The sequence below is a fragment of the bacterium genome (assembly GCA_017744355.1).
Taxonomy (GTDB): Bacteria; Cyanobacteriota; Sericytochromatia; order S15B-MN24; family UBA4093; genus JAGIBK01.
On sequence record JAGIBK010000002.1, the window covers coordinates 83,627 to 109,081 of the forward strand.

Here is a 25,455-nt window from a genome sequence, read left to right on the forward strand (position 1 = left end):
GATGCAGACGAAACGCCCACGGGGCCTTGGATGGAATGGGGCCGCGCTCCTCGCGCTCGCGCTGGGGCTTGCAGGCTGCCAGTCCACGGGCGCCTTGCAGGCGACCCCGGCCGAGGCGGGCGTGCTGAGCCTGACGGCGACCATGAGCCAGCCGATCGGCGGGGCGCCGATGATCTCGCTGGCGCTCGCCGACCTGCCCGCGCCGCTGCGCGACGCCAAGGCCGTCACCCTGCTTGCCGGTGGTGTCGAGACGAGTGGGATCCGCGCCGCTTCGGCGATGGACTTCGCCTTCACCGGGGCCTTCCCCGCTACCGACGCGAACGCCAAGCTGCGCGGAGTCTTGGCGGCGGACGGCAAGACCGTGCGCCTCGCCGAGATCGCCCTGATTCGTCCCTAGCCCGCCAAGAGAGCAGTTGCCATGACTTCACGCCACTTCTTCGCCGCGCTCTTGCTCGTTCCGGTTCTCGCTCAGCCCGCTCTTGCCGAGCAGGCCGTGAGCGGCCAGGTCCTCGATCCGCAGGGCCGCCCGGTGCCGAACGTCTTCGTTCGCCAAGAGGGCGCCATCGTCGCCGGCTTCACCGACGCGAACGGTCGCTTCAGCCTGGTGCTCGTCCCGGAGGGGCTGCAATTTCTCGTCTTCTCGGCCGAGGGTTACCAGCTCGAACGCAAGCCGGTGGCTAGCGTCCGCAAGGTCTCGCTGAAGCCGGTCGAGGCGTACCTCCCGCAGTACCGGCCCCTGCTCTCCACGCTATCGACCAAGCCGTCAGTGCCGCCGCTCGATACCCAGCTCCAGCTCGCATACCAGGCGGGATCCTTTTCGAGCGCCTTCGCGGGCAACCGCCTCTCGGGCACCCTGGACAACCAGCTTTCGCTTTCGGGGCAAGTCCGGCTCGATGGTTGGCTGCTCGGCGGGGCGTTCGAGCGCTTCAAGGCGGCCTTGAGCATGCCTTCGCTGCCTGCTGTGGATGCGGCGGGCCTTGCGCCCGAGGAGAGCACCTACCGCCTTCGCCTGGGCCATGCGCTGGGCGGCGGAGCCTGGGAGATCGCCCCGAGCCTTTCGTTCGTGAACAGCAACGTGGCGGCGACGAACTTGCCCGTGAGCGGCACGCCCTACGACTACGCCCACGATCGCCGGGGGCTCGGCTTCGAGATGCCCTTCGCCTGGGGGCTGAGCGATCGCCTGGATCTGGTCGGAACCCTCGCTTACTATCCCGCCCTCTCCTTCAACGCGGCGCGCGCCCCTTACGCGGTGGCGGGCACGCGCCTGTGGGAAGGGGCGATCGGCCTCGGGTACGCCCTCACGCCCGCGCTGCGCCTCGAAGGGCGCTACCGCCACCAGGCCTGGGGCGGGGATCTGGCGATCGATCGCGACGACGTGGCCCTCGGCGTGACCTTCAGGCCCGAGCGGAGCCAGCCATGAACGGGCGGTATGGCGCGCGAGCCCTCGCCTTCGGTCTTTGCTGGGCCTTGATGGCGCCGAGCGCCCAGGCTCAGGTCCTGACCCTCAAGGAGGCCGTGGCGATCGCAACCCGCACCCACCCCTCGATCGAGGCGGCGCGCCTCGGGATCGACCAGGCGCAGGCGGCGGTTCGCGAGGCGCGGACGGGCTTGCAGCCTACCTTGTCCCTCTCTGGGGGCTTCAACCGGGCGGACGTGGCGGGGGTGCCCCAGCGGACCGCCTCGCCCCAGAGCCCCTACGGCTTCCAGCTCCAGCTCAGCGCGGTGCAGCCGCTCTACGATGGTCAGCGGACCGCATCGGCCGTGCGCCTTGCGGATCTTTCCGAGCAACTCGCCGCGGTGGAGCAGCGCGGGACCCGGCGCAAGGTCGCCTACGAGACGGCGCTCGCCTATTTCGCGGTCCTGCAGGCGGAGAGCATGCGGGACGCGGCGCGGATCAACGTCGAGCAGGCCAAGGAGCAGTTGACCCTTGCGGAGCTTCGCTCGCAGGGGCAGGTGGGCACGCGCCTCGAGGTGCTGCAGGCCCAGACGTCGGTTGCAATCGCGCAGGAGGGCTTTCTCCAGGCGGTCAATCAGCTGCGTCAGGCGCGCCAGACTCTGGAGAGCCATCTCGGGGGAAGCGTGGCGGATCTGAGCGTCGATCCCATGACCCAGCTCAAGCACCTGGCGTATGCCCCCGAGCAGATCGCTCAGGCCCTCGATGGGCGCCCCGAGGTGGCGCAGGCGATCCTCTCGCGCGAGGCGCAAACGGAAACGGCCCGTCAGCGCGCGCGCACCACCTGGCCCACCGTCAGCGCCATCGGTGACGTGACGACCGCACCCGGCGGCGGGACGCAGCAGACGATCGCAGCCTCGCTCGCCTGGAACTTCTTCGACAGCGGGCGCACGACAATGCAGGTGCAGCAGGCGCAACTCGGGGCCGAGCGGGCGGAGGCCTCGCTCGCAGCAACCCGCCGCGCGGCGGCCCTCGAGATCCAGACGACCGCTCAGGCCCTACAGTCTGCCCAGGAGCGCGTGGCCGTGACTCAGCAGGGCCTCCAGGCGGCGATCGAGGGCCTCAAGCTCGCCAAGGTGCGTTTCAACGCGGGGGTGGGGACGGGCCTCGAGGTGACCAGCGCCCTCTCCTCCTTGAGCCAGGCGCAGAGCGCCTACATCCAAGGCTCGTACGAGGTCAAGACCTACCAGCTCAGGCTCGCACAGGCCCTCGGCCTGGAATTTGAAGACCTCATCCCCTGAAAGTAAGTGGCGCCGGGCGAATTGCCCGGCGCCGCTCGATGCCTAACGACCGTAAACGGCGTCAGCCGCGCTTAGCGGCCTTTCTGCGCGGCTTCCGCCTGCTTCTGCAAGTTCTGGGCCGGGTAGCTGTTCGGGGTGAAGGTGGAGTAGAAGAAGTTGCCGAACATGGTGACGCAGCTCTGGACCACGTTTGTGAAGCCCTGAACGAACTGCTGCTCTGCTTGGCTCTTTCCGCCGGCGACGAGCTCGAGGTCGAGGTCCGAGAGCTCGTCCTCGCCCATCTTGGCGGGTAGGGGGACGAGGATGGCGTTGGCGGGAATCTCGACGGGCATCAGCTTGATGAACGAGGGGATCTGAATGCCGAGCACCCGCGAGGCGACCGCGTTGGGGTTGGCGATGAACTCGGCCTTGAGGGCATCATCCTGCATCAGGGCCGTCACCAGCTCGGCCTGCAACTGTTCGAGGGTCTTCTCCTGTGACATTGTTTTCCTCCGTCGTGAGATCAACTTGTGAGTTCGGCGTTGAGAGTGTCTTTTATGTCATTATTTCGCTGAAGCGCGCTTCATTGCAAGTAGGATTTGCCACGCCGCCGACGTGAGGCTCGTCACACGGCGCGGCCACAGGAGATCCCGCTGGTTAGCTCATCAGGCGCTTGTGGCATGTAGGGAGCAGTCGTTCGTCTACTCCAGGAGTTGCGCCATGGGGATTCTCTCGTCTCGCCCGATGCGCTGGGCTTGGCCTCTGTTGCCTTTGAGCCTGGTCATGGGGGGGTGTCTGGCTCAGGGGCCGCTGCTTTCGGGCAGCGAGCCGGGAGGATCTTCGCACTTGGCGAGCCAAGCACGCGCAAGCGTGAGCATCCGGGTCGCGCTGCCGCTGAGCACCCAGGCGATCGTGAGCAACACTCAGTCGGTACGGATCCTCTTGCGCAACGCGGGGGTGCCCGACCAGACGGCGACCGTCAACACAGGCGGGGCGACCACCGTCTCCTTTTCGGATCTGCCTCCCGGTGGCGGCTACACGCTGTACGCGGCAGGCTATTCAGGCCTGAACGGCACCGGGACCATGCTCAGCTGGGGTAAGCTGCCCGTCACCCTCGCCTCGGGCCGCAACCAGCTCAGCCTGAGCCTATCGGTGGTGGTGAAGGAGGGCGGCGGCGCGGACGATCTGGTCACAGGGCCCGCGGGCAACGGCGCGGTGCAGCTCGGCGCGCAGAAACTCTTCACCTCGATGACCGATTTCCAGACGCCTGGGGCGAGCACCAGTAACGTCGAGGTCTTCTATCCGGGGCAAAACTCGTACCTCTCCAAGTTCGGGACGCTCGGTAACCTGAGCGGTCAGTTCGGCTCTCACATCCAGATGCTGGCCATCGACTCCAAGGACTGCGTTTGGGTGAGTGACGACACCCACCACCGGGTCCAGAAGTTCGACCGGGACGGCAACTTCATCCTCGGGATCGGCAGTGGGCAGCTCTGGACGGTGCCCGGCGCGGTCCCGGCCCCGGCTATCAACGCCACCAACTACGGCTTCAGCGCCCCTGCCGGCGTGGTGGTGGATGCAGCGGACAACGTGTACGTCGCGGACCTGAACAACCACCGCGTGCTCAAGTACGACGCCAACGGCAACTTCCTGATGGGCTTCGGCTACAACACGCCTTGGGTCGCGCCGGCCGCCGCGCCGGCCGTGCCGGCTCACCTCAATGCCAACGGTCACTTCATCCCCTACGGCCTCGACCTCGACCGGTACGGCAACATCTATATCGGGGGGTACCCGGATCACCGGGCCTACGTGTTCAGCCCCAGCGGCCAGTTCATCCGGGGGATCGGCCAGGGGACCACCTGGGTGAGCGGGCAGGCGCCGCCTGCCGCTTTCACGCCCGGCACCAACGCGCGGGAGTTCACCAGTTGCTGGCACGTCCGGGTGGACCGGGATGGGGTCATGTACGCCACCGACGGCACCGATCGCGTTCAGGTCTTCGATCCGAACGGCGGCTTCCTCCGCAGCTTCTCCACCAAGGCTGCCGACAAGACCAGCGGCACGGCCGGCTACTTCGACATCGGTCCCGACGACAACCTCTACGTCGCCGGTTACGGGACCACGGCGCCGGTCTTCTTTCAGATGTTCACGAAGAATGGGGCGTACCTGGGCCGCTTTGGCAGGTTCGGGACCGGCGATGGCGAGTACAACAACCCGGAAGGGATCGCCTGGCTCTCCGACGGCAGCTTCTACACGGTGGATCGCAACAACAGCCGCCTCCAGCGCCTGAAAGGCATGAACTTCACCGACGTATCCGGCGGGCTGCGCCTGGTCGGGCATCGCCAGCCGGACACCCCGGTCTACGCCGCTTCGGGCACCTACATCACGCCTGCGGTGGACGCGGGGAGTTCGGTGACGTGGGGCTCTGCCTTCTGGGAGGTCCCGAGCCTGCCGGGCGGCACTCAGGTGGTGGTCGATGCGGCCACCTCGGCCGATGGGGTGACCTGGAGCGCTTGGCAGCTCGTCACAGGGACCTCGGTGCAGGGCAAGAACACGGCTTCCTTGGCTGCGTTGACGTCGCGCTTTCTCAAGCTTCGCCTCTCGCTCAGCACGGGCAATACGGCCCTTTCGCCCGAGATTCAGGAAATCGGAGTGCGCTACTGATAAGCGCCACAAGGCGCCGGGCGATTCGCCCGGCGCCTTGTCGTTGCCTCGAGGGTCGGATCCTTACCGCGGTCGTTGAAGCCCCGCGTTGTCATAGGCCTCGCCGAACTTCATGGTCAAGTTTGTGGTCTGGCTGCTGTTGGCCCCGGTGAAGACGGTGGCGCCGAGGGCTGCGATCCCGTAGCCGATCGCCTGGAAGAAATGGCCGGCCTTGCTCTTGCCGCCAGCGACGAGCTCCAGGTCAAGATCCGATAGTTCGTCCTCGCTCATCTTGGCAGGCAAAGGGATGAGGATGGCGTTGGCGGGAATCTCGACGGGCATCAGCTTGACGAACGACGGGATCTGAATGCCGAGCACCCGCGAGGCGACGGCGTTCGGGTTGGCGATGAACTCGGCCTTGAGGGCCTCGTCCTGCATCAGGGCCGTCACCAGCTCGCCCTGCAACTGTTCGAGGGTCTTCTCCTGCGACATGTCGTCCTCCACTCGGTTCCGTGACGTAACTGAACTCATTGTCGGCGCGATCGCCTGCAATAGCAAGTGCGCCTGGATCCGCTCGGGGCGTGAGGATCCTCACTCCGTTTGGTTATAGGGGGGCCAGACTGTGGCATGACTCACCTGCTTGCCAGCTTGAACCGCCGTCACATGCGGAGCTGGTGGGGGAGGTTGGATGCACCGCGCCATGGCTTGGCTTGTGATGCTGACGTTCCTCGGCGGCTGTCATCTGGCTTCGTCGCCCGGTGTCGAGCCCCCGCGCTCGCCTGCTGCCGCCCAGGGCACGGCAAGTGTCGCGCTCCGCGTGGCTTTTCCCGAGCGCACTGCTCAGGCGCTGGTCGCCAACACCCAGTCGGTCAAGATCCTCTTGCGCGACGCGGATGGCCACGACCTGACGCGCACGGTCGATACCGGCGCCCCCACGACCGTTCAGTTCGAGGGCCTCGCGCCGGGCGGCGGCTATACCCTCTATGCGGCGGGGTATTCGGGCCTCAACGCCACCGGGATCATGCTGAGCTGGGGCAAGCTGCCCGTCACCCTCGCCTCGGGCCGCAACCAGCTGAGCCTGAGCCTCTCGGTGGTGATGAAGGCAGGGGCCGGCGCGGCCGACCTGGTCACGGGTCCGAGCGGCAATGGCGCCATCCAGCTGGGGGCCCAGAAGGTCTTCACGACCATGCGGGACTTCCAGGCGCCCGGCATGAGCGCGAGCAATATCGAGCCCTTCGACCCTGCGCAGAATACCTATCTCGCCAAGTTCGGTTCGCTCGGCAGCCAGAACGGCGAGTTCGGCTCGCACATCCAGATGCTGGCCATCGACTCGAAGGGGCGAATCTGGGTCAGCGACGACATCAACGAGCGCGTGCTCCAGTTCGACAAGGACGGTGTCTTCTTGCGCGGCATCGGCAGCGACACCGTCTGGACCTCGGCGAGCAGCGCGCCGATCGTCGCCCAGGGCACCACCAACTACGGCTTCAAGGATCCCGCGGGTCTTGCCGTCGATGCCCAGGACAACCTGTACGTCTCGGACGTGAACAATCGCCGCATCCTGAAGTACGACGCGAGCGGCAACTTCCTGATGGGCTTCGGAGGCAACCAGGTCTGGGTGGCGCCCGCGACCGCCTCCATCCCCGCGCACCGCAACGATACCGGCTATTTCCGCAACTACGGCCTCGATCTGGACCGGAACGGCAACATCTACATCGGCGGGTATTCGGACAACCGGGCATACGTCTTCAGCCCCAGCGGCCAGTTCCTTCGCGCCATCGGCCAGGGCACCACCTGGACCGCGACGGCGAGCGTCACCTGGGCCACGGGCTCGGTGCCCTCGACCTTCAATTCGTGCTGGCACGTGCGGGTGGACAAGACCGACGGCACCATGTACGTCTCCGACTTCAACGAGCGGGTCCAGGTCTTCACCTCCAATGGCGACTACGTGCGCACCATCTCGACCGTTACCGCGGACAAGCCCGACCAGCGGACGGCGGGCTTCTTCGAGCTCGGTCCCGACGGCAACGTCTACGTCGCCGCCTACGGCTCGAACCCCGGGCCGAACTTCTACCAGGTCTTCACGCGCACTGGCACCTTGCTCTCGCGCTTCGGGGAGTTCGGGACCGGCAATGGCCAGTTGCAGAATCCGGAAACCATCGCCTGGGCACCGGACGGGGCTTTCTGGACGGTGGATCGCGACGGGAGCCGGGTTCAGAAGTGGCGCAGCGCGAACCCTGCCGATCCGGCGGGGGCTTTGCGCCTGAGGGGCCATCGGCAGCCGGGGCCTGCGGTTTACGTCGGACCCGGCGTCTACGAGACGCCGCCTATCGATGCGGGGGCATCGATCACCTGGGGGGCGGCTTACTGGGACATCCCAACCTTGCCGGCGGGGACCCAGGTGACGGTGGAGGCGGGGCGCTCGAACGACGGTGTCAACTGGACCTGGAGCCTGGTGTCCGGGACGCCCGGGACGGGCCGGACGGCGGCCAACCTGGTGGGGGTGACGGGGCGCTACTGCAAGCTTCGCTTGACCATGAGCACGACCAACTCCGCACTTTCGCCGATCATCCAGGAAGTCGGGGTGCTGTACTGATGCGTCATGCGTGGTTGTTGGTTCCGATCTTGCTGGTGGCCTGCGCCCCGGCGCCTCGCCCCCTCACCGGGGCGCCGGCGCCCGTTTCGGCCGCGCAGACCGAGGCCGCGCTCTGGGGGCGGGTCTCATCGGGCTACGCGGCCCAGGCGACGGCTGCCGAGCTTGTGGCCTTTGCGACGGTGACCCTGCTGGATGCCAGCAACACGGTGGTGGCCACGGGGCTGACGGATGGCACGGGGGCTTTTAGCCTCAACCCGTTCGTGAGCTGGTCGCCCGTGACCAACACGGTTTACGTGCTGGAGGCCCTCAAGAGCTTCGACAAGACCAACGACCGAGCACAGCTGCGCTTCCGAACCCTGGTGGCCTGGGACGGGACCAAGTGGAAATCGCTCTCCGGCACGACGACCGCTCAAGGCGGCGGTGCGGGCGTGCTCTTGAACGGGCGGACCACGGCGCTTGCGGCGATCAAGGACCTGCGGGGCATCGTGGGTTCGAGCCTGCTGGGTGCCCTGGATCCGGCGACCGGGGTCTTCACCCCGGCGGCCGGCGTGACGACGAGCGAGGTGGACACGGTGGCGGGGCTGGTGAGCCAGGCGCTCGCTTCGAACCTCGACCCCGTCAAGTGGCTGACCTATGCGAGCGGGGTTTACGGTCTCGCGATGGGGCCCCAGACGGGCCGCGTGGTCTTCGACCTTGAGGATGCGATTACCCAGGGCCTGGCGGGAGCCACGGCGGTCCGCGGCGTGGACGGCGGCCGAGCTTATGCGATCGCGGGCGCGATCGCCATGTACGACGGTCAGCTCGGCGCGCGCGGGGTGGGCAACGGCCTCTTCGGCCCCATGACCGGCCTCGCCATCACCTCGGAGGGCATCCTGTACGCGGGTGATCGGACGAACAACCGCATCCAGCTACTCACCCTCGACGGGAGCTTCCTGCGGACCTACACCACGGTGGGATCCGGGGTCGGGGCCCTCTCGAACCCCCACAGCCTGGACGTGAACCGCAACGGCGACTTGCTGGTGAGCGACTATGCGAACTACCGTGTCTTGAAGCTCGACGCCACGGGCAACCTCCTGTTCGGGATCGGCAACGGGAGCAGCGGCTGGACCTCGGGGCAGGGCTCCACGGGCGGCAGCGGCCACAACCAGCTCAACGCCGCGCACTATGCCAAGTTCGACGTGGCGGGCAACATCTGGATCGCCGATTCGGTCAACCACCGCGTGCTCAAGTACGATCCGAGCGGCAACTTCCTCTTGGGCGTCGGCAACGGGACGAGCTGGACGACTGCGGCCGGCAACCAGAACGCGAGCGCGTCGATCGATCGGGCCTTCGACAACGCCATCAGCTTGGCGATCGCCCCCAACCAGGAGGTCTACGTCTCGGATCGCCGAAACCACCGCATCCAGCGCCTTTCGAGCAGCGGGGCCTTCCTCGGCAAGTGGGGCAGTAACGGCACGGGCCCCGGCCAGTTCGACATGCCCGAGGACATCCTCGTCGACCAGGCGGGGAACGTCTGGGTCAGCGAGTATAACGGTCACCGCATCCAGAAGTTCACCCGCACCGGCACTTACCTCGGTCAGTTCGGTTCGAGCGGGACGGGAGCGGGCCAGTTCAACCGGGCGCGCGGCATGGCCTGGGCGCCGGACGGAGCTCTCTACGTGGCGGACGAGAACAACTACCGCATCCAGCGCCTGATTCCCTCCAACGGGCCGATGCAGTTCCCGACCGGCGGGAATTTCAACCGCGCGAAGGGCACCTTCTCCCTCTGGTTCAAGCCGAGCTGGGGGATCGAGTCGACCACGACCCGTTACCTCTTCGAGATCAGCCAGCCCAATGCGCGTTTCGTGTTGACCTACGGCAACCCGAATACCGGCCTGGCCGATAAGCTCTACTTCTACGTTTCGGACAACACGGCGAGCGAAGCGCAGACCCGGCGTGTCGGCATCGATCGCGCTGAGCTCGAGCAGGTCCTGCGACCGGGCCAGTGGCACCACGTGGCCTGCACCTGGGATGCCGCCACGGGCCAGGTGCGCTTCTTCCTGCAGGGCAAGGAGTACGGGAGCTTCCAGACGGGCAATCCCGCGAGCTTCAACTTCGGCGACCCCGGCAACCTGATGGTCGGAGCGGCCATCAGCGGGACGTCCCTGTTCGCCAATTCGGTCATCGACCAGTTCCGGATCTACGACGGGGTGCTGAGCCCCGAGGCGATCGCCCGCGAGGCGAGCAAGCTGGTCCAGGAGTGAGCGCCATGCAACGTCTTCGCTTGATGCTGACCCTCCTGCTTTCGGCCTTGATGGTGCTCGCGTGCCGTCCAGCGCCCATGACGCCTGCGATCGCGCCGGTGGCCACAGAGGCGCCGCTCTTGCGCGGCCAGCTCCAACTGCCGGAGGGCTACGGGACCCAGGCGACGGCGGGCCAGGTGCGCGCCAACGCGACGGTGACCCTGCTCGACCTATCGACCTTCCAGGCCAAGGGCACGGGCATCACTGCCCCGGACGGCTCCTTCACCGTGCAGGCCCTTGGCTCGTTCACCCCCGTCCTGGGGACGCTGTACCTGCTGGAGTCCAGCAAGGCGCTAGGGGGCACCTCGAACGCGGCCTTCAGGCTGCGGACCCTGGTGCAGTTCAATGCGGGCGGCTGGACCTCCGTCTCGGGGGCCGCGATCCAGCTCTCGCCCATGACCACGGCCGTCGCCGTCCTCTGGGATCACCTGGGCCTTTCGGCCGCGGACGTCATCGGCAAGGTGACGCGTGATCCGAGCACGGGCCTGCACCAGGCGAGCGCTCTGACGGCCACCCTGAGCGCCGCGAAGGTCCAGGAGATCGAGGGCTTGGTCAATCAGGCGCTGCTCTTGTCCATGGACCCGGTGCAGACCATCCGGCCGGGCCCGGGCGACGCGTTCAGGCTGACCCTCGAGAACGCCAGCCTGAACTTGCTGGTGAACGCGGGCTTCGAGGAGGGGAGCACGCCCCCTTCGAACTGGAAGCTGCACAACACGGCCAACGCCTCTTACTCGCTGGATACCGCGGCCCCCTACGAGGGGCGACGCAGCCTGCGCATCGCCTATACCAGTGCGGGTGACAACTGGCTCGGACAGGGCTACGACGGCACGAACGGCCGAACCCCTTTGAGGCTCGTGGCGGGCCGTACCTACACCTACTCGGTCTATGCGCGCGGAGCAGTCGGGGGCGAGAAGCTGGCGCTCGCCTTCAACTATCAGGTTCCCTTCGGCGAGCAGCGTAGCACGATCTTTGCCCTCACCACCGGCTGGAAGCGCTACTCCTGGACCTTCACCTCCGCCTACTCGACCTCCCAGGCGATCGCGCTCGTTCGCTTCAACGATTCGATCGGTCAAGCGGTCGGAGCGACCCTCTACGTGGACGCCGCCCAGCTGGAGGAGGGCGGCATCGGCAGCGATTACCAGGCGCAAACCAAGCTCTTGATCGACGGCATCGCCAATGCCTACGAGGGTGCGGGCGTCACCCCGAGCGCGGGGCGCGTCGGCAAGGGGATCGTGGTCGATAACGGGGTCAACATCGCCTCGAACTCGCTCTCGCCCCTGCAGAACACCAGCTTCGAGGTGGATAGCAACGCCGACGGCGTGCCCGATGGCATGACCAGGACCGGACCTGCTGCCCTCTGCTCCCTGGATGCCACCAACGCCCTCTTCGGGCAGTACGCCCTCAAGATGGATCGCTCGGGCGGCGCCACCACCGAAATCGTTAACTATCCCTCCTACTACCCCTTCAAGCCCGGTCGGTATTACACCGTTTCGATCTGGGTCAAGGGCCAGAACATTTCAGGGGCCCCCGACAACAGCAACTTCGGGCTCTACCTGGACCAGCGCACCCCCACGGGCGCCTACGGCGGGTCGCCGCGCATGGCGGCCCCCACCGGGACCTTCGACTGGACGCGGCTCAGCGTCAGCTTCTACTGGAACCCCGCCTGCGACCACCTGGATCTGTATCCGATCTTCCGCAACAAGACGGGGATCGCCTGGTGGGATGGTCTTCAGGTCGAAGAGGGAATGATGCCCACCCCGTACGCGGGCGATGGGACGAGCGTCGATCGGCTGACCGTCGATGCCCGCCCGCTGAATCCTGCCCAGGGCACGATCTCGTTCTGGTACCGCCCCGCCTATGACTGGAGCGACGATCGAGGCAACGGCTACCTCATGGGCATGACGAACGCGGCCGATGACGCCATCGTGTTCCTGCGAAAGAATCGGACGGCCGCGGGTGGCCAGAGTCTCACGTTGGCGGTCCATGACGGGGCGAACTGGCGCACGGCTGATTGGTTTGCGTCCACCGAGGCCTGGAAGGCGGATACCTGGCACCACGTGGGGCTGACCTGGGGTGCGCGAAACTCGGAGCTGTTCGTCGACGGAGAGTGCGTGGCGGTGAGCGACTACAGCGGAGCGATTTATTTCGCGCGGCAGCTGCGTTTGCTGTATTTCTCGGGCCTCGGCAACAACGCAGGCTACTGCTTGAACGGGACCATCGACGGGCTCAAGGTCTGGGACGCGCAGCGGGATCCGATCGCCATCCGGCGCGACGCGTTAGGTGTAACAGCTTTGTAGCATCGGGGTTTTAGCCTAACGCTTGTCGTGGCGCCCATTTCGGGCGGTTATTTCATTCCTGAATCGTGGAATGAATCATGCAGTCAGGCGTTTTGGCTAGCGAGGCTACAGCTTGAAGCGAATCTCCCTCCTGCTGGTGGCATGCCTCTGCGCGTGTCAGCCGAGCGTACGTCCCATCGTCGAGCCGCCGCAAATCGGCGCGGCTTCTCAAGAACCCGCCTCGCTTTGGGGGCGGGTGTCGTCGGGCTACGCGGCGCAGGCGACGGCAGGGGAGCTTGTGGCCTTTGCGACGGTTACGCTGCTGGACGGTAGCAACACGGTGGTGGCGACGGGGCTGACGGATGGCACGGGGACTTTCAGTCTCAATCCCTTCGTGAGCTGGGCGCCCGTGACCAACACGGTTTACGTGCTGGAGGCCCTCAAGAGCTTCGACAAGACCAACGACCGAGCACAGCTGCGCTTCCGGACCCTGGTGGCCTGGGACGGGGCCAAGTGGCGTTCGCTCTCCGGCACGACGACCGCTCAAAGCGGCGGTGCGGGCGTGCTCTTGAACGGGCGGACCACCGCGCTTGCAGCGATCAAGGACCTGAGGGCCCTCTCGGGCACCAGCTTGCTGGATGCCCTTGACCCGACGACCGGGGTGTTCACCCCGGCGGCCGGCGTGACGACCAGCGAGGTGGACACGGTGGCGGGGCTGGTGAGCCAGGCGCTCGCTTCGAACCTCGACCCCGTCAAGTGGCTGACCTATGCCAACGGTGCTTATGCCCTCACGCTGGGGGCCCAGATGGGCCGCGTCCTCTTCGACCTGGAGGATGCCCTCTCGGCTGCCGGCACCGGCAGCACCTTCGTGCCTGGGCGCGACGGGGGGCAGGCCCTCGCCTTCTCGACCGCCGTTGCGCTCTACGATGGCCAGGTGGGCAGCAGGGGCTCGGGGCAGGGGCAGCTGGATTCGCCGATCGCCGTCGCCTCCGATCGTTCGGGAACCATCTGGGTCGCTGACTGGAAGAACAACCGGTTCCAGCGCTTTACCTCGGATGGCCGCTTCTTGTCGACCTTCGGGAGCCTCGGCACGGGGGCGGGCAAGTTCGATTCGCCGCACGGCATCAGCATCGACGCCGACGGTAACTTCTTGACCTCCGAGCTCTACAACTTTCGCCTGCAGAAATTCGACCCTCAGGGCAATCTGCTCTTCGGGATCGGTCAGGGAAGCCGCTGGACCGTGCCGCCCGCCCCGGCGTCCGGGAGCCTCAGCCACGAGTTCTGGAACCCCAGCAATTGCCTGATCGCCCGTGACGGGACGATCTGGACCGCTGATGGCTTGAACGCCCGGATCATTCGCTACAGTGCGGACGGAACGGCTTTGCTGCAGACCTTCGGCTCGGGCTTCGGCACGGGCCCCGGGCAACTCAACATTCCGACGGGCTTCGCCATCGCGCCGAACGGCGACGTCTACATCTGCGATCGCTCGAACCACCGGATTCAGCGCTTTGCCTCGAACGGTGCCTTCGTCGCCGAGATTGGCAAGGGGCTGCTGACCGCGCCCGACGACGTGAAGTTCGACAACGCCGGAAACTTCTGGGTCTCGGAGTACTCGATCGCCGCCACGGCCTCGCGCGTCGTGAAATTCGACCCCAACGGCGAGCTGCTCGGCACGTTCGGTTCGCTGGGTTACGGGGACGGCCAGTTCAGGGCGGCGCGCGGGATGACGTTCGCACCGGATGGCAAGCTGTGGGTGATCGATTACAACAACCACCGTCTCCAGCGCCTGATCCCCGCGAACGCGCCGGTGGTGTTCCCGGCCAAGGATCGGTTCAACGCGACCCGGGGGACGATTTCCTTCTGGTTCAAGCCGACCTGGAACGGCAGTGACGGCCTCAACCATTGCTTCGTGCGCGTGCAGGGGGGGACCGAGACTAACTTCGGTGTCCACAAGCTCGGGAATCAGCTGTACTTCTACGCCACCTCGAAGGCGGGGGACGACGCTCAGACCCGACGCGTCGGTTTCCTGGCGTCGGATACGGCTGCGCTGATCAAGGCGGGGCGCTGGCACCATCTCGCCGCGGTCTGGGACGGCTCGGCGAACGACGTGCGCCTTTATCTCGACGGCAGGGCTGCAGGCAGTCTCGCGAACGACAACCCGGCGGCGACCCTGAACTTCGTGCCGGGTACGACTGTGACCGTCGGGGCCGATGCGAACAAGAGCGCCCCGGCCGATGCGGTCATCGATCAGCTCCGGATCCGCGATGTCGCGCTGAGTTCCGAAGCGATCGCCCGCGCGGCGCGCGGCCTCGAACAGGAGTAGCGCGATGCGTACGCTGCGGCTCGTCCTTAGCTTTGTCCTGGTTGCCCTCTTGGCCCTCGGCTGTCGTCCGGCGCCGCTTGCCGTCTCGAACCCCGGAGCGTCGGTGGTGCAGCCCGTCCTGAAGGGGGAGCTGTTGCTGCCCGGCGGTTACGACACCCAGGCGACGGCCGGCCAGGTCCGGGCCAACGCGACGGTGACCCTGATCGATCCGTCGACCTTCCAGGCCAAGGGCACGGGTATCACCGCGTCGGACGGCTCCTTCACCGTGCAGGCCCTCGGCTCGTTCACCCCCGTCCTGGGGGCGCTGTACCTCCTGGAGTCCAGCAAGGCGCTAGGCGGCACCTCGAACGCGGCCTTCAGGTTGCGGACCCTGGTGCAGTTCAACGCGGGCGGCTGGACCTCCGTCTCGGGGACGAGCATCCGGCTTTCCACCACCACGACGGCCGCCGCCATCCTCTGGGATCAGCAGGCTCTCTCGGCCTCGGACGTCATCGGCAAGCTCGTCTACGATCCGGTGACGGGGACCCTCCTGCCCGCCGCGCTGGGCGCGACGGCGCCGGAATCGCTCGTGCGATCGGTGGATGGGCTCGTCGGCGAGGCCCTCGCCCTCAACCTGGATCCGATCCAGATCGTGCGCCCGGGACCGGGCGGCACCTACGGGCTCGCGCTGGGGACCACCGAGCGCAATCGCCTCTTGAATCCTTCCTTCGAGGATCGCTTCTCGTCCTGGCAGCTGTGGGACGCGCAAGCGGTGGCCAGCTATTCGCTCGAAACGGCAGGGGCGATGGACGGCAGGATCTTCGTCCGTGCGACGGCGGCGGCGAGCGGGGACGTCTGGGTGGGGCAGGGCTATACCTCCAAGTTCATGGCCCTGGGCGTCAAGTGGGAAGCGGGCAAGACCTATACCTTCTCGATTTTCGCGCGCGCCGCGCGCGCCGGCGATCGCATCTTCCTCCACGCCAATCCCCAGACCGGCGGAGCCACCTTCAATGGCTCCACGATCTCGCTAACGACCAGCTGGCAGCGCTATTCGCTCACCTTCACCCCGACGGACACCACCAACAAGGGCGTGCTGGTGGTCAGGCTGGGGGATAAGGCAGGGCAGACCCTGTATCCGACGGTTGTCGATCTCGACGGGGCTCAGTTCGAGGAAGGCGCCGCGACCGATTTACGCCCTCAGGGTCGGCTGATGCTCGATGGCTTCGGCAACGCCTTCGAGAGCGTCGGGGTGACGCCGGTCGCCGGGCGCGGCGGGACGGCCGTCTTCATCGATCGCGCGGTCAACGTTCTGCCGAACTCCAGCTTCGAAAAGGACGCGGATGCTAACGGCATCCCGGACGGGATGGTCCGGGTCGGTTCGAGCACGGCGACCATCTCGCTGGACCCGGACGCCCTCTTCCATGGGCGTGCGCTCAAGCTCGACAAGAGCACGGGTGCGACAGCGGATTACGCCCGCTTCAATCACGTCTACACCTACGAGGCGGGCAAGACCTATACCTTCTCGGTCTGGGTCAAGGGGCAAAACGTTTCGGGGCCTCAGAGCTCCACCGATTTCGGGATCTACGTGGATGCTTACCTCCCGAATGCGGCCCTCTCCTCGCCGGACGTCCGCAACGTCGCAGCACCCGTGGGCACCTTCGATTGGACCCGGGTTTCCTTCTCGCATACCTTCTTCAACACCTGCGCGTCGGCTTCGGTGATCCCGATCTTCCGCAACAAGAGCGGCACGGTCTGGTTCGACGGCTTCCAGGTGGAGCAGGGCCCCAAGGCGACGCCTTACGCCGGCGAGCCCGGGCAGGATCGCCTGACCTACGATGCCTTCCGGTACGTCAGCAAGACGCAGGGCACGATCGCGTTCTGGTACCAGCCGACGTACTCCTGGACCGACGGGGACTTCAAGCTGCTCTCGATCGATGGGGCGAATAGTATCAAGTGGCCCGTGCTCTACTTGTCCAAGGTCGGTGGTAACCTCACCCTGATGACCCATGGGGGCCCCGGTTCGGTTTGGGATGCCGGCGCGACCTGGACGCCCACCTCGGAGCCCTGGAAAGCAGGCGAGTGGCATCACTTGGCGATCACCTGGGGGCCTGCAGGTGACGAGATCTACTTCGACGGCGCGCGGGTGGCGACAGGGCCCTTTTCAGGCAACCTCAACGGGGGCTCGGCGCTCAACCTGCTCACTTTTGCCTGCAACGACTTCCTGAACACGAACATCTTCTCGGTGGTCAACCCGCAAGGGGCACTGGACGGTCTCAAGGTCTGGGACGTGCAGCGATCGCCCGACGAGATTCGTCGCGCCTACCTGGGAGTGATGCCATGAAGCGCTCGCCTCTCTACCTGGGGCTCTGGTCCCTGTTGCCACTGGTGCTGGCGGTGGGTGGCTGCATCCTTGATCGCCCGCTCGCCTCGCCGGGAAACGCCGGCCAATCGCTCGTCGCCGCACGGGGAACGGCGTCTGTGACCATTCGGGTCGCGCTGCCGCTGAGCACTCAGGCGATCCTAAGCAATACCCAGTCGGTGAAGATTCTCTTGCGCAGCGCGGGGGTGCCCGACCAGACGGCGACCGTCAACACGGGCGGCGCCACGACGGTCTCCTTCGAGGGCCTGCCGTCCGGTGGAGGCTACACCCTGTACGCGGCGGGCTATTCGGGCCTCAACGGCACCGGGACCATGCTCAGCTGGGGCAAGCTGCCCGTCACCCTCGCTTCGGGCCGCAACCAGCTCAGCTTGAGCCTGTCGGTGGTGGTGAAGGCAGGCGGCGGTGCCGACGACCTCGTGACGGGCCCCGCCGGGAACGGTGCGACCCAGCTCGGGGCCCAGGCCTCGTTTACCACCATGCAGGAGTTCAGCACGCCGGGGGCCACCACCAGCAACGTCGAGGTCTTCGACTCGAATCAGTTCGCCTACCTCTCTTCCTTCGGGGCGACGGGCAGCCTGAACGGGGAGTTCGTCTTCCCGGACTCGGCGGCCGCCGATTCGCTGGGGAACATCTACGTCGCCGATCGCGGCAACCACCGCATCCAGAAATTCGATTCGAACCTCAATTTCGTGCGGGCGTGGGGCGAGGGCCAGATCTGGGGGCCGGAGAGCACCCCGCCCCCGGTCGCATCAGGCAGCTTGAACGGCTGGTTCAATGATCCGCTCGGCGTGATGGTGGACCGGGACGACTTCGTCTGGGTGGCGGACACCGGAAACCACCGGATGCTGCGCTTCGACACCAGTGGGAATTTCCGCATGGGCATCGGCAACGGGAATAATCCCTGGTACGCGGGGAGCAACGCCCCTGCGCCTGCAACCGGCTCGGTGAACGGCTGGTTCAGCTCGCCCCACGGCGTGGCCCAGGATCCGCAAGGCAACTTCTGGGTGGGGGATGCCGTCAACTACCGCCTCCAGAAGTTCAATCCGACCGGCACCTTCCTGCGGGGGATCGGCAACGGCACCACGTGGGTCTCGGGGACGGCCGCCCCGGCGCCCGTGGCGAGCGACGCGCCGCGCTATTTCAAGCGGTCTTATACCGTCGCCATCGACGGCGAGGGCTACCTGTACGCGACGGATCACCAGAACAACCGGATCCAGAAGCTGACCCCCGACGGCGCCTTCCTCACCTCGTGGGCGACCGGTGGTGCCACCTATCCGATCCTCACGGCCCCATGGGGCCGTGTGCTCGCTGGGGCCCCCTACTCGGGAGCCACCAACAACATTGGGGTTTTCTCCCTGACGGGCGAGCGGCTTAGCCAGTTCGGCAGTTTCGGGAGTGGTCCCGCTCAGTTCCGGGAGATCCGGCGCATGAACTTCATGCCCGATGGGTCGCTGCTCATCGGTGACTACAACAACGGGCGCTTCCAGCGCTTCAGAGGCGTCGACGAGCGCTCGAAGAGTGGGGCCTTGCGCCTGACGGGCCACCGCCAGCCGGATACGCCCGTCTACGCCCTTTCGGGCACTTACGTGACACCGCCGCTGGACGCGGGCAGCTCCGTCCCTTGGAGCGCCGCCTACTGGGACCTCGAGAGCCTGCCTGCTGGTACCCAGGTGGCCGTCGAGAGCGCGACCTCGAGCGACGCGGTGACCTGGAGCGCCTGGAACCTGGTGACGGGGACCTCGGCACAGGGCAAGAACGTGGCCAACCTCGTGGCGACCACGGGTCGCTTCCTCAGGCTCCGCTTGACGCTGACCACGGGCAACGCGGCCTTCTCACCGACGGTGCAGGAAGTCGGGGCCCTGTACTGATCCAGGCTCAAGAAATCGAACGCGAGACGCCGGGCATGATCGCCCGGCGTCTCGCGTCATCTCAGCGGAAGGCGAGCCTATTTGAACAGGCTCCCTACGGTGTTCTTGAAGTGGTTCGCGAAGTCCTGGGGGTTCTTCAACGCATCGCCTACCGAGGCGAAGCTCTTGCCGAGCATCTTGAGATCGAAAGGGAGAAGGTCATAGACCACGCGCTCGGCAGTCGATTTACCGCCGGCGACCAGTTCGAGATCCAGGTCCGAGAGTTCGTCCTCGCTCATCTTGGCGGGCAAAGGGACGAGGATGGCGTTGGCGGGGATCTCGACGGGCATCAGCTTGATGAACGAAGGGATCTGAATCCCGAGCACCCGCGAGGCCACCTCGTTCGGGTTGGCGATGAACTCGGCCTTGAGGGCCTCGTCCTGCATCAGGGCCGTCACCAGCTCGGCCTGTAACTGTTCCAGCGTCTTTTCTTGCGACATGGGCTGCGTTTCCTCCGGTCAAAGTGAAACCTGCCATCTTTGAGGCCATGCTCAATGATGATAGGTTTGGTGCGCATGCCAAGCCAGGTCGCTTACACCTTCGGTGTGAGGCTGCTGACGTTCAGGGCACTCGTTAGACGGCTTCGAGCATCAGGCCCGGCTCGATGCTCTGGAGCAGGTTCTCGATGCCCATCAGGGTGCCGGTCAAGGAGCTGGGGCAGCTGCCGCAGGCGCCCTGGTAGTGGACCTTGAGGATCTTGCCCGCAAGCTCGATCACTTCGAGCCCGCCGCCGTCGGCGGCGAGCGCCGGACGCACCTTGGTGTCCAGGACCTCGTTGATGCGGGCGAGGCGCGTCTCGTCCCCTTCGGCCACGATGGCCTGGCGCGTAGCGTTGCTGGCATCGCTCGGCGATCGCTCGGAGCCCGCCGCGCGGATGGGCACGGCCAGCTCGCGCATCAGCTCGGACCAAGAGGCCTTGCCGTCCTGGGTCACGGTCAGCCACTTGTCCTGGTAGAAGACGTTGATGACGTGCGGGATGGCGAAGAGCTCCGAGGCCAAAGGATCGTTCGCCGCGGCGTCGGCGTTGTCGTAGGAGCGGGCGACGCCCGTAGTCAGCGCTTCCTTGAGCACGAACTTGATGGCGTTCGGGTTGGGCGTGGGCTCGATTTCGGCGATCTTGGGCATGGGGCTATCCTTTTAGTGAGCGGGGTCGGCGCTGCCTTCGGTCGAGACGTTCTCGGCGTTCGCGAAGGCCGCATGCAGCGTGTGCCAGGGCAGGACCGCGCACTTGACCCGCGAGGGCAGGGTGGCGATGCCCGAGAAGACGGTGAGGCGACCCAGGTGGTGGCCCGGGGTCTCGGCGGTGATCTTGCCCGTGGCCAGATCCCGGAATTCCTGGATCAGGTTCTCGGCCTCTTCGACGGTCTTACCCTTGATGTTGGTCGTCATCATCGAGGCCGAGGCCTTGCAGATGGCGCACGAGTCGCCGGTGAAGGCGATCTTCTCGATGCGATCGCCTTCCACGTCGAGGGTGAGCGTGATGTGGTCGCCGCAGACCGGGTTGTGGCCCTCGGCCTTGCGGTTGGGGTTCTCCACCGCGCCGAAGTTGCGGGGCTTCTTGTTGTGCTCCAGGATCACTTCCTGGTAGAGCTGCTTCTGGTCGGCCATTACCCGAAAATCCTCTGAACGGTCTTGATGCCTTCGATCAAGGCATCGACTTCCTCTGGGGTGTTGTAGAAGGCCAAGGAGGCGCGTGTCGTGGCAGGCACCCCCATCCGGATCATGACCGGCTGGGCACAGTGGTGGCCGGCGCGCACGGCAACGCCCTCGGAGTCGAGGATGGTCCCCACGTCGTGCGGGTGGACGCCCTCGATCACAAAGGAGATGACCGCCGCCTTGTCCTTGGCCGTACCGACGATCCGCACCCCTTCGAGCTCGGCGAAGCGCTCGGTGGCGTACGCCAGGAGCTGGTGCTCGTAGGCGCCGATCTTGTCCATGCCGATGCCTTCGAGGTAGTCGATGGCAGCACCCAGGCCGATCATGGGGGCGATTGCAGGGGTGCCCGCCTCGAACTTGAAGGGGATTTCGTTGTAGGTGGTCTTCTCGAACGAGACGCTGAGGATCATGTCCCCGCCGCCCATGAAGGGCTGCATCTTCACGAGCAGCGCGGCCTTGCCGTAGAGGATGCCGCTGCCGGTAGGGCCGCACATCTTGTGGCCCGAGAAGACGTAGAAGTCCGCGTCCAGGTCCTGGACGTCCACCTTCATGTGGGGGACGGCCTGAGCGCCGTCCACCAGCACCACAGCACCCGCTTCGTGGGCCATGGCGACCATCTCCTTGACCGGGTTGACGGTGCCCAGCGCGTTGGAAACGTGGGTGACGGCCACGAGCTTGGTCTTGGGCCCCAGGAGCTTCTGGTACTCGTCGAGCAACAACTCGCCGGCATCGTTCATGGGGATGACCTTGAGGACGCACCCCTTCTCCTGGCAGAGCATCTGCCAGGGCACGATGTTGGCGTGGTGCTCCATGGCCGAGACCAGGATCTCGTCGCCCTCCTTGATGAAGAGGCGGCCATAGCCGTGCATGACCAGGTTCACGCCCTCGGTCGCACCGCGCACGAAGACGATCTCGCGTTCGTCCTTGGCGTTGATGAAGCGCTGGGCCTTGCCCCGCACCGCCTCGTACTCGGCCGAGGCGGCCTCGCTGAGGGTGTGGACGCCCCGGTGGACGTTCGAATGCTCGCTCGTGTGATAGCGGTTGAGCCGGTCGATCACGGGCTGGGGCATCTGGCTCGAGGCCCCGTTGTCCAGGTAGACGAGGGGCTTGCCGTTGACCTCGCGCTTCAGGATCGGGAAGTCGGCGCGCACGCGCGCGACGTCGAAGGGCGCATCCTGAAGCTTGCGGGTGGTCGTGGTGGTCATGGGCTTACCTATTCGCTTTGGCTCGCGAGGAGCTGCTCCTGCACGAGGGTGCGCAGTTGCTCCTTGATCGAGGGGATGGGCACGTGCTCGAAGACCTCGGCGGCAAAGGCGTACACCAGGAGGCTCCGGGCGTCCGATTCGCTGAGGCCGCGGCTCTGGAGGTAGAAGACCTCCTCGGGATCGAGCTGGCCGACGGTGGCGCCGTGGGCGCACTTCACGTCATCGGCGAAGATCTCGAGCTGGGGCTTGGCGTCCACCCGGGCCTTGGGCGACAACAGCAGATTGCGGCTCGACTGGGCCGAGTTGGTCTGCTGGGCGTCCTTGCGGACCAGGATCTTGCCGTTGAAGACCGCGCGGGCCTTGTCGGCCACGATGCACTTGTGGATCTGGTTGCTCGTGCCGTGGGGCATGGCGTGGTCCAGGGTGCTGTGGGTATCGCCGAGCTGTTCGCCCGAGAGCAGCAACAGGCCGTGCATGCTCACGTCGGTGCCTTCGGCGGTCTGGACTGCCTTGGGCTCGTAGCGCGAGAAGACGCCGCCGAGGCTGATGGCGTGCGCGGCGTAGACCGCATCGCGGGCAAGCGTCGCCACGCTGCGGCCCAGGTGGTGGGTCTGCCTGTTCTCCCGCTGGAGTCGGACGTGCTTGAGGCGCGCACCGGCGGCCACCGAGAACTCGGTCGCCGTGTTGGTGAAGGCGGCGCCGTCGCCGAGGGCGACGTAGTCCTCGATGAGGGTCGCCTCGCTCATGGTCTCGAGGGTCACCTTGACGCGGGGAGAAGCCATGACGGGCGTCTCCTGCGGGACGGTGACGAACAAGAGGTGGATGGGCGAGGGCGCAAGCTGCGCGCGGGGAATCCGGATCGCGGTCGAGGCCGTCGCGAAGAGGGCGTTCAGGGCGTCGAAGGCATCGCCCTCGGTCTCTTCCCAGGTCTCGGAGGCGAACTCGATGGTATGGCCCAGGGCGCTCACGTCCGAGAGGTGCGGCGCGTGCAGGCCGTTGACGAAGACCATGCGGCTCGCCCGGGCCTCGGGCAGGATGAAGGGGGCGATGTCCTCGAGGGTGACCTCGGGGGCCTGGGTGGCCGGGGCGAAGGTCGCCTGCTTGAGGGTGGCGAGGTTCGTGAAGCGCCACTCCTCATCCTTGATGGTGGGCAAGGTGAGGGCCGAGAGGCGCTCGGTCAGCTCGGGCTTCAGGGCGATCAGGCTCGCCAGGAAGGCGTCTTGGACGCGCCCCAGCGTTTCCGAGCCTTGGGCAGCGGTGGTCGGCATGGCCTATACCGTCGCCTTCTGCTCGTCGCGGACCCAGTCGTAGCCGCGGCTCTCGAGCTCGAGGGCGAGCTCCTTGCCGCCGGTCTTGATGACCTGGCCGTCGGCGAACACGTGGACGAAGTCGGGCTCCACGTAGTTGAGCAGGCGCTGGTAGTGGGTGACCATCAGGACGGCGTTCTTCTCGTTGGAGAGCTGGTTGATGCCGTTCGAGACGATGCGCAGCGCGTCGATGTCGAGGCCCGAGTCGGTCTCGTCGAGGATGGCGAGCGTCGGCTCGAGCACCGCCATCTGGAGGATCTCGTTGCGCTTCTTCTCACCGCCCGAGAAGCCCTCGTTGACCGAGCGATCGAGGAACCCGGGGTCCATCTCGACGACCTTGATCTTCTCGCGGATGAAGTCGTCGAACTCGAGCGGATCCAGCTCGTCCTGGCCGCGGCTCTCGGCCACGGTGTTGTAGGCCAGGCGCAGGAAGGCGGCGTTCGAGACGCCCGGGATCTCGACCGGGTACTGGAACGACAGGAAGAGGCCCGCCTTGGCGCGCTCGTCGGCTTCGAGTTCGAGCAGGTTCTTGCCGCGGAAGAGGACCGTGCCGCCGGTGATCTCGTAGTCGGGGTGGCCCGCGAGCACCTTGGAGAGGGTGCTCTTGCCCGAGCCGTTCGGGCCCATGATCGCATGGACCTCGCCCTCGCGGATCGTCAGGTTGACGCCCTTGAGGATCTCGACCCCGGCCACGTTGGCCGTCAGGTCACGGACTTCGAGAATGACGTTGCTGTTGGGGACGATCATCCGACGCTACCTTCCAATTTGAGGCCCAGCAGCTTGGTCGCCTCGACGGCGAACTCCATGGGCAACTGGGTGAACACATCCTTGCAGAAGCCATTGATGATCATCGAGATGGCCTCTTCGGAACCGATGCCGCGCTGGGCGAAGTAGAAGAGCTGCTCCTCGCCGATCTTGGAGGTCGAGGCCTCGTGCTCCACCTTGCCCGTATGGTTCTGGACGTCGATATAGGGGAAGGTGTTGGCCTGGCACTCGTCGCCGATCAGCATCGAGTCGCACTGCGAGTAGTTGCGGGCACCCGAGGCGCCCGGGGCGATCTTGACCAGCCCGCGATAGCTGTTGTTGGACTTGCCGGCCGAGATGCCCTTGGAGATGATGGTGCTGCGGGTGTTCTTGCCGATGTGGAGCATCTTGGTGCCCGTGTCGGCCTGCTGCATGTGGTTGGTGAGCGCCACCGAGTAGAACTCGCCGACCGACCCTTCGCCCAAAAGCACGCAGCTCGGGTACTTCCAGGTGATGGCCGAGCCGGTCTCCACCTGGGTCCACGAGATCTTGGAGTTCTTGCCCTTGCACAGGCCGCGCTTGGTCACGAAGTTGTAGATGCCGCCGACGCCCTCTTCGTCACCCGCGTACCAGTTCTGCACGGTCGAGTACTTGATGTAGCTGTCGTCGAGCGCCACCAGCTCGACCACCGCCGCATGCAGCTGGTTGGTGTCGAACTTGGGGGCGGTGCAGCCTTCCAGGTAGCTGACTTCGGAGCCCTCTTCGCAGACGATGAGGGTCCGCTCGAACTGGCCCGACTCCTCGTTGTTGATGCGGAAGTAGGTGGACAGCTCCATGGGGCAGACGGTGTTCTTCGGGATGAAGACGAACGAGCCGTCGGTGAAGACCGCCGAGTTGAGCGCGGCGAAGAAGTTGTCGGTGTAGGGAACCACCGAGCCCAGGTACTTCTTGACCAGCTCGGGGTACTCCTGGACGGCCTCGGAGAAGGAGCAGAAGATGACGCCCGCTTCCTTGAGCTTCTCCTTGAAGGTGGTGGTGACCGAGACGCTGTCGAAGACCACGTCCACCGCCACGTTGGCGAGCTGCTTCTGCTCGGAGAGGGGAATCCCCAGCTTCTCGAAGGTGCGGACCAGCTCGGGGTCCACCTCGTCCATGCTGTTGAGCTTCTTCTTCTGCTTGGGGGCCGAGTAGTAGACGATGTCCTGATAGTCGATCGGACCGTACTCGAAGGTGGTCCAGTGGGGCTCGGTCATGGTCAGCCAGTGGCGGTACGCCTTGAGGCGGAACTCGAGCAGCCACTCGGGCTCGTTCTTCTTGGCCGAGATGGTGCGGATGACGTCTTCGTTCAGCCCCTTGGGCAGCGAGTCGGTCTCGATCTCGGTGACGAAGCCGTGCTTGTAAGGCTGATTGACGACGGCCTGAACGCTCATGAATTGCTCCTGAGTAAGAGGGTGAGCGAAATAAGACTAAAACGGTCTGATTTATCTTCTTTG

At 66.0% G+C, this 25,455-nt stretch carries 19 protein-coding genes; 10 read left to right on the top strand and 9 right to left on the bottom strand.

The features are described from left to right. The first annotated feature begins 1 nt into the window (after nt 1). From J7643_05950 to J7643_05960, 3 genes are read left to right on the top strand one after another with little or no spacing between them, the layout of a single operon-like run. Nucleotides 2-397: a hypothetical protein gene (locus J7643_05950; GenBank protein MBO9540119.1), complete on the top strand. Its 396-nt coding sequence runs from the start codon at nt 2-4 to the stop codon at nt 395-397. Nucleotides 398-418: 21 nt separating this feature from the next. Further along, on the top strand, nt 419-1,420 hold the full coding sequence (locus J7643_05955) for a carboxypeptidase regulatory-like domain-containing protein (GenBank protein MBO9540120.1): 1,002 nt from the start codon (nt 419-421) through the stop codon (nt 1,418-1,420). Continuing rightward, nucleotides 1,417-2,694: a TolC family protein gene (locus tag J7643_05960; GenBank protein MBO9540121.1), complete on the top strand. Its 1,278-nt coding sequence runs from the start codon at nt 1,417-1,419 to the stop codon at nt 2,692-2,694. Before J7643_05955 ends, J7643_05960 begins: the two co-directional genes overlap by 4 nt. A 71-nt stretch (nt 2,695-2,765) precedes the next feature. On the opposite strand, the gene J7643_05965 is transcribed toward J7643_05960, so the two are convergent. Further along, nucleotides 2,766-3,176 carry a hypothetical protein gene (locus tag J7643_05965; protein MBO9540122.1) on the bottom strand — a complete coding sequence of 137 codons (411 nt, stop codon included), beginning with the start codon at nt 3,174-3,176 and terminating at the stop codon, nt 2,766-2,768. Nucleotides 3,177-3,519: 343 nt separating this feature from the next. Between J7643_05965 and J7643_05970 the strand changes: the two genes are divergently transcribed. Continuing rightward, nucleotides 3,520-5,331 carry an NHL repeat-containing protein gene (locus J7643_05970; protein ID MBO9540123.1) on the top strand — a complete coding sequence of 604 codons (1,812 nt, stop codon included), beginning with the start codon at nt 3,520-3,522 and terminating at the stop codon, nt 5,329-5,331. Between the two features lie 63 nt (nt 5,332-5,394). Here J7643_05970 and J7643_05975 read toward each other — a convergent pair whose 3' ends face one another. Continuing rightward, nucleotides 5,395-5,802 carry a hypothetical protein gene (locus J7643_05975; protein ID MBO9540124.1) on the bottom strand — a complete coding sequence of 136 codons (408 nt, stop codon included), beginning with the start codon at nt 5,800-5,802 and terminating at the stop codon, nt 5,395-5,397. Between the two features lie 196 nt (nt 5,803-5,998). Here J7643_05975 and J7643_05980 point away from each other — a divergent pair, with 196 nt between their 5' ends. The 6 genes from J7643_05980 (at nt 5,999) to J7643_06005 (ending at nt 19,011) form a co-directional block, all read left to right on the top strand. Continuing rightward, complete coding sequence (locus J7643_05980) at nt 5,999-7,903, top strand: NHL repeat-containing protein (GenBank protein MBO9540125.1); 1,905 nt, start codon at nt 5,999-6,001, stop codon at nt 7,901-7,903. A gap of 17 nt (nt 7,904-7,920) precedes the next feature. Continuing rightward, complete coding sequence (locus J7643_05985) at nt 7,921-10,146, top strand: hypothetical protein (GenBank protein ID MBO9540126.1); 2,226 nt, start codon at nt 7,921-7,923, stop codon at nt 10,144-10,146. Nucleotides 10,147-10,151: 5 nt separating this feature from the next. After that, the gene (locus J7643_05990; protein MBO9540127.1) at nt 10,152-12,482 is read left to right on the top strand and encodes a carbohydrate binding domain-containing protein; all 2,331 of its coding nucleotides are present in this window, start codon (nt 10,152-10,154) and stop codon (nt 12,480-12,482) included. Nucleotides 12,483-12,594: 112 nt separating this feature from the next. After that, the gene (locus J7643_05995; protein ID MBO9540128.1) at nt 12,595-14,784 is read left to right on the top strand and encodes a hypothetical protein; all 2,190 of its coding nucleotides are present in this window, start codon (nt 12,595-12,597) and stop codon (nt 14,782-14,784) included. A 4-nt stretch (nt 14,785-14,788) separates the two neighbouring features. Then, nucleotides 14,789-17,104, top strand: coding sequence for a carbohydrate binding domain-containing protein (locus J7643_06000; protein MBO9540129.1), 2,316 nt, complete (start codon nt 14,789-14,791; stop codon nt 17,102-17,104). Continuing rightward, nucleotides 17,101-19,011, top strand: a complete 1,911-nt coding sequence (locus J7643_06005; protein ID MBO9540130.1) for a hypothetical protein — start codon at nt 17,101-17,103, stop codon at nt 19,009-19,011. The genes J7643_06000 and J7643_06005 overlap by 4 nt, the downstream gene beginning before the upstream one ends. A 77-nt stretch (nt 19,012-19,088) precedes the next feature. Here J7643_06005 and J7643_06010 read toward each other — a convergent pair whose 3' ends face one another. The 7 genes from J7643_06010 to sufB form a co-directional block, all read right to left on the bottom strand. Then, nucleotides 19,089-19,490 (bottom strand): hypothetical protein, encoded by a 402-nt coding sequence (locus tag J7643_06010; protein ID MBO9540131.1) that lies wholly within the window; start codon nt 19,488-19,490, stop codon nt 19,089-19,091. A gap of 133 nt (nt 19,491-19,623) precedes the next feature. Further along, nucleotides 19,624-20,175: a NifU family protein gene (locus J7643_06015; GenBank protein MBO9540132.1), complete on the bottom strand. Its 552-nt coding sequence runs from the start codon at nt 20,173-20,175 to the stop codon at nt 19,624-19,626. A gap of 12 nt (nt 20,176-20,187) precedes the next feature. Then, nucleotides 20,188-20,658 carry an SUF system NifU family Fe-S cluster assembly protein gene (locus tag J7643_06020; GenBank protein MBO9540133.1) on the bottom strand — a complete coding sequence of 157 codons (471 nt, stop codon included), beginning with the start codon at nt 20,656-20,658 and terminating at the stop codon, nt 20,188-20,190. Next, nucleotides 20,658-21,911 (bottom strand): cysteine desulfurase, encoded by a 1,254-nt coding sequence (locus J7643_06025; GenBank protein MBO9540134.1) that lies wholly within the window; start codon nt 21,909-21,911, stop codon nt 20,658-20,660. Before J7643_06025 ends, J7643_06020 begins: the two co-directional genes overlap by 1 nt. 8 nt (nt 21,912-21,919) lie before the next feature. Continuing rightward, on the bottom strand, nt 21,920-23,179 hold the full coding sequence (gene sufD / locus J7643_06030) for a Fe-S cluster assembly protein SufD (protein MBO9540135.1): 1,260 nt from the start codon (nt 23,177-23,179) through the stop codon (nt 21,920-21,922). Nucleotides 23,180-23,182: 3 nt separating this feature from the next. Then, complete coding sequence (gene sufC, locus J7643_06035; GenBank protein MBO9540136.1) at nt 23,183-23,965, bottom strand: Fe-S cluster assembly ATPase SufC; 783 nt, start codon at nt 23,963-23,965, stop codon at nt 23,183-23,185. Then, nucleotides 23,962-25,392 carry a Fe-S cluster assembly protein SufB gene (gene sufB, locus J7643_06040; protein MBO9540137.1) on the bottom strand — a complete coding sequence of 477 codons (1,431 nt, stop codon included), beginning with the start codon at nt 25,390-25,392 and terminating at the stop codon, nt 23,962-23,964. Before sufB ends, sufC begins: the two co-directional genes overlap by 4 nt. Between the last annotated feature and the right edge of the window lie 63 nt (nt 25,393-25,455).

Coding starts and splice junctions, on each gene's coding strand:
- J7643_05950 (MBO9540119.1), top strand. CDS start 2: ATGCAGACGAAACGCCCACGGGGCCTTGGATGGAATGGGGCCGCGCTC.
- J7643_05955 (MBO9540120.1), top strand. CDS start 419: ATGACTTCACGCCACTTCTTCGCCGCGCTCTTGCTCGTTCCGGTTCTC.
- J7643_05960 (MBO9540121.1), top strand. CDS start 1,417: ATGAACGGGCGGTATGGCGCGCGAGCCCTCGCCTTCGGTCTTTGCTGG.
- J7643_05965 (MBO9540122.1), bottom strand. CDS start 3,176: ATGTCACAGGAGAAGACCCTCGAACAGTTGCAGGCCGAGCTGGTGACG.
- J7643_05975 (MBO9540124.1), bottom strand. CDS start 5,802: ATGTCGCAGGAGAAGACCCTCGAACAGTTGCAGGGCGAGCTGGTGACG.
- J7643_05980 (MBO9540125.1), top strand. CDS start 5,999: ATGCACCGCGCCATGGCTTGGCTTGTGATGCTGACGTTCCTCGGCGGC.
- J7643_05990 (MBO9540127.1), top strand. CDS start 10,152: ATGCAACGTCTTCGCTTGATGCTGACCCTCCTGCTTTCGGCCTTGATG.
- J7643_06000 (MBO9540129.1), top strand. CDS start 14,789: ATGCGTACGCTGCGGCTCGTCCTTAGCTTTGTCCTGGTTGCCCTCTTG.
- J7643_06005 (MBO9540130.1), top strand. CDS start 17,101: ATGAAGCGCTCGCCTCTCTACCTGGGGCTCTGGTCCCTGTTGCCACTG.
- J7643_06010 (MBO9540131.1), bottom strand. CDS start 19,490: ATGTCGCAAGAAAAGACGCTGGAACAGTTACAGGCCGAGCTGGTGACG.
- J7643_06015 (MBO9540132.1), bottom strand. CDS start 20,175: ATGCCCAAGATCGCCGAAATCGAGCCCACGCCCAACCCGAACGCCATC.
- J7643_06020 (MBO9540133.1), bottom strand. CDS start 20,658: ATGGCCGACCAGAAGCAGCTCTACCAGGAAGTGATCCTGGAGCACAAC.
- J7643_06025 (MBO9540134.1), bottom strand. CDS start 21,911: ATGACCACCACGACCACCCGCAAGCTTCAGGATGCGCCCTTCGACGTC.
- sufD (MBO9540135.1), bottom strand. CDS start 23,179: ATGCCGACCACCGCTGCCCAAGGCTCGGAAACGCTGGGGCGCGTCCAA.
- sufC (MBO9540136.1), bottom strand. CDS start 23,965: ATGATCGTCCCCAACAGCAACGTCATTCTCGAAGTCCGTGACCTGACG.
- sufB (MBO9540137.1), bottom strand. CDS start 25,392: ATGAGCGTTCAGGCCGTCGTCAATCAGCCTTACAAGCACGGCTTCGTC.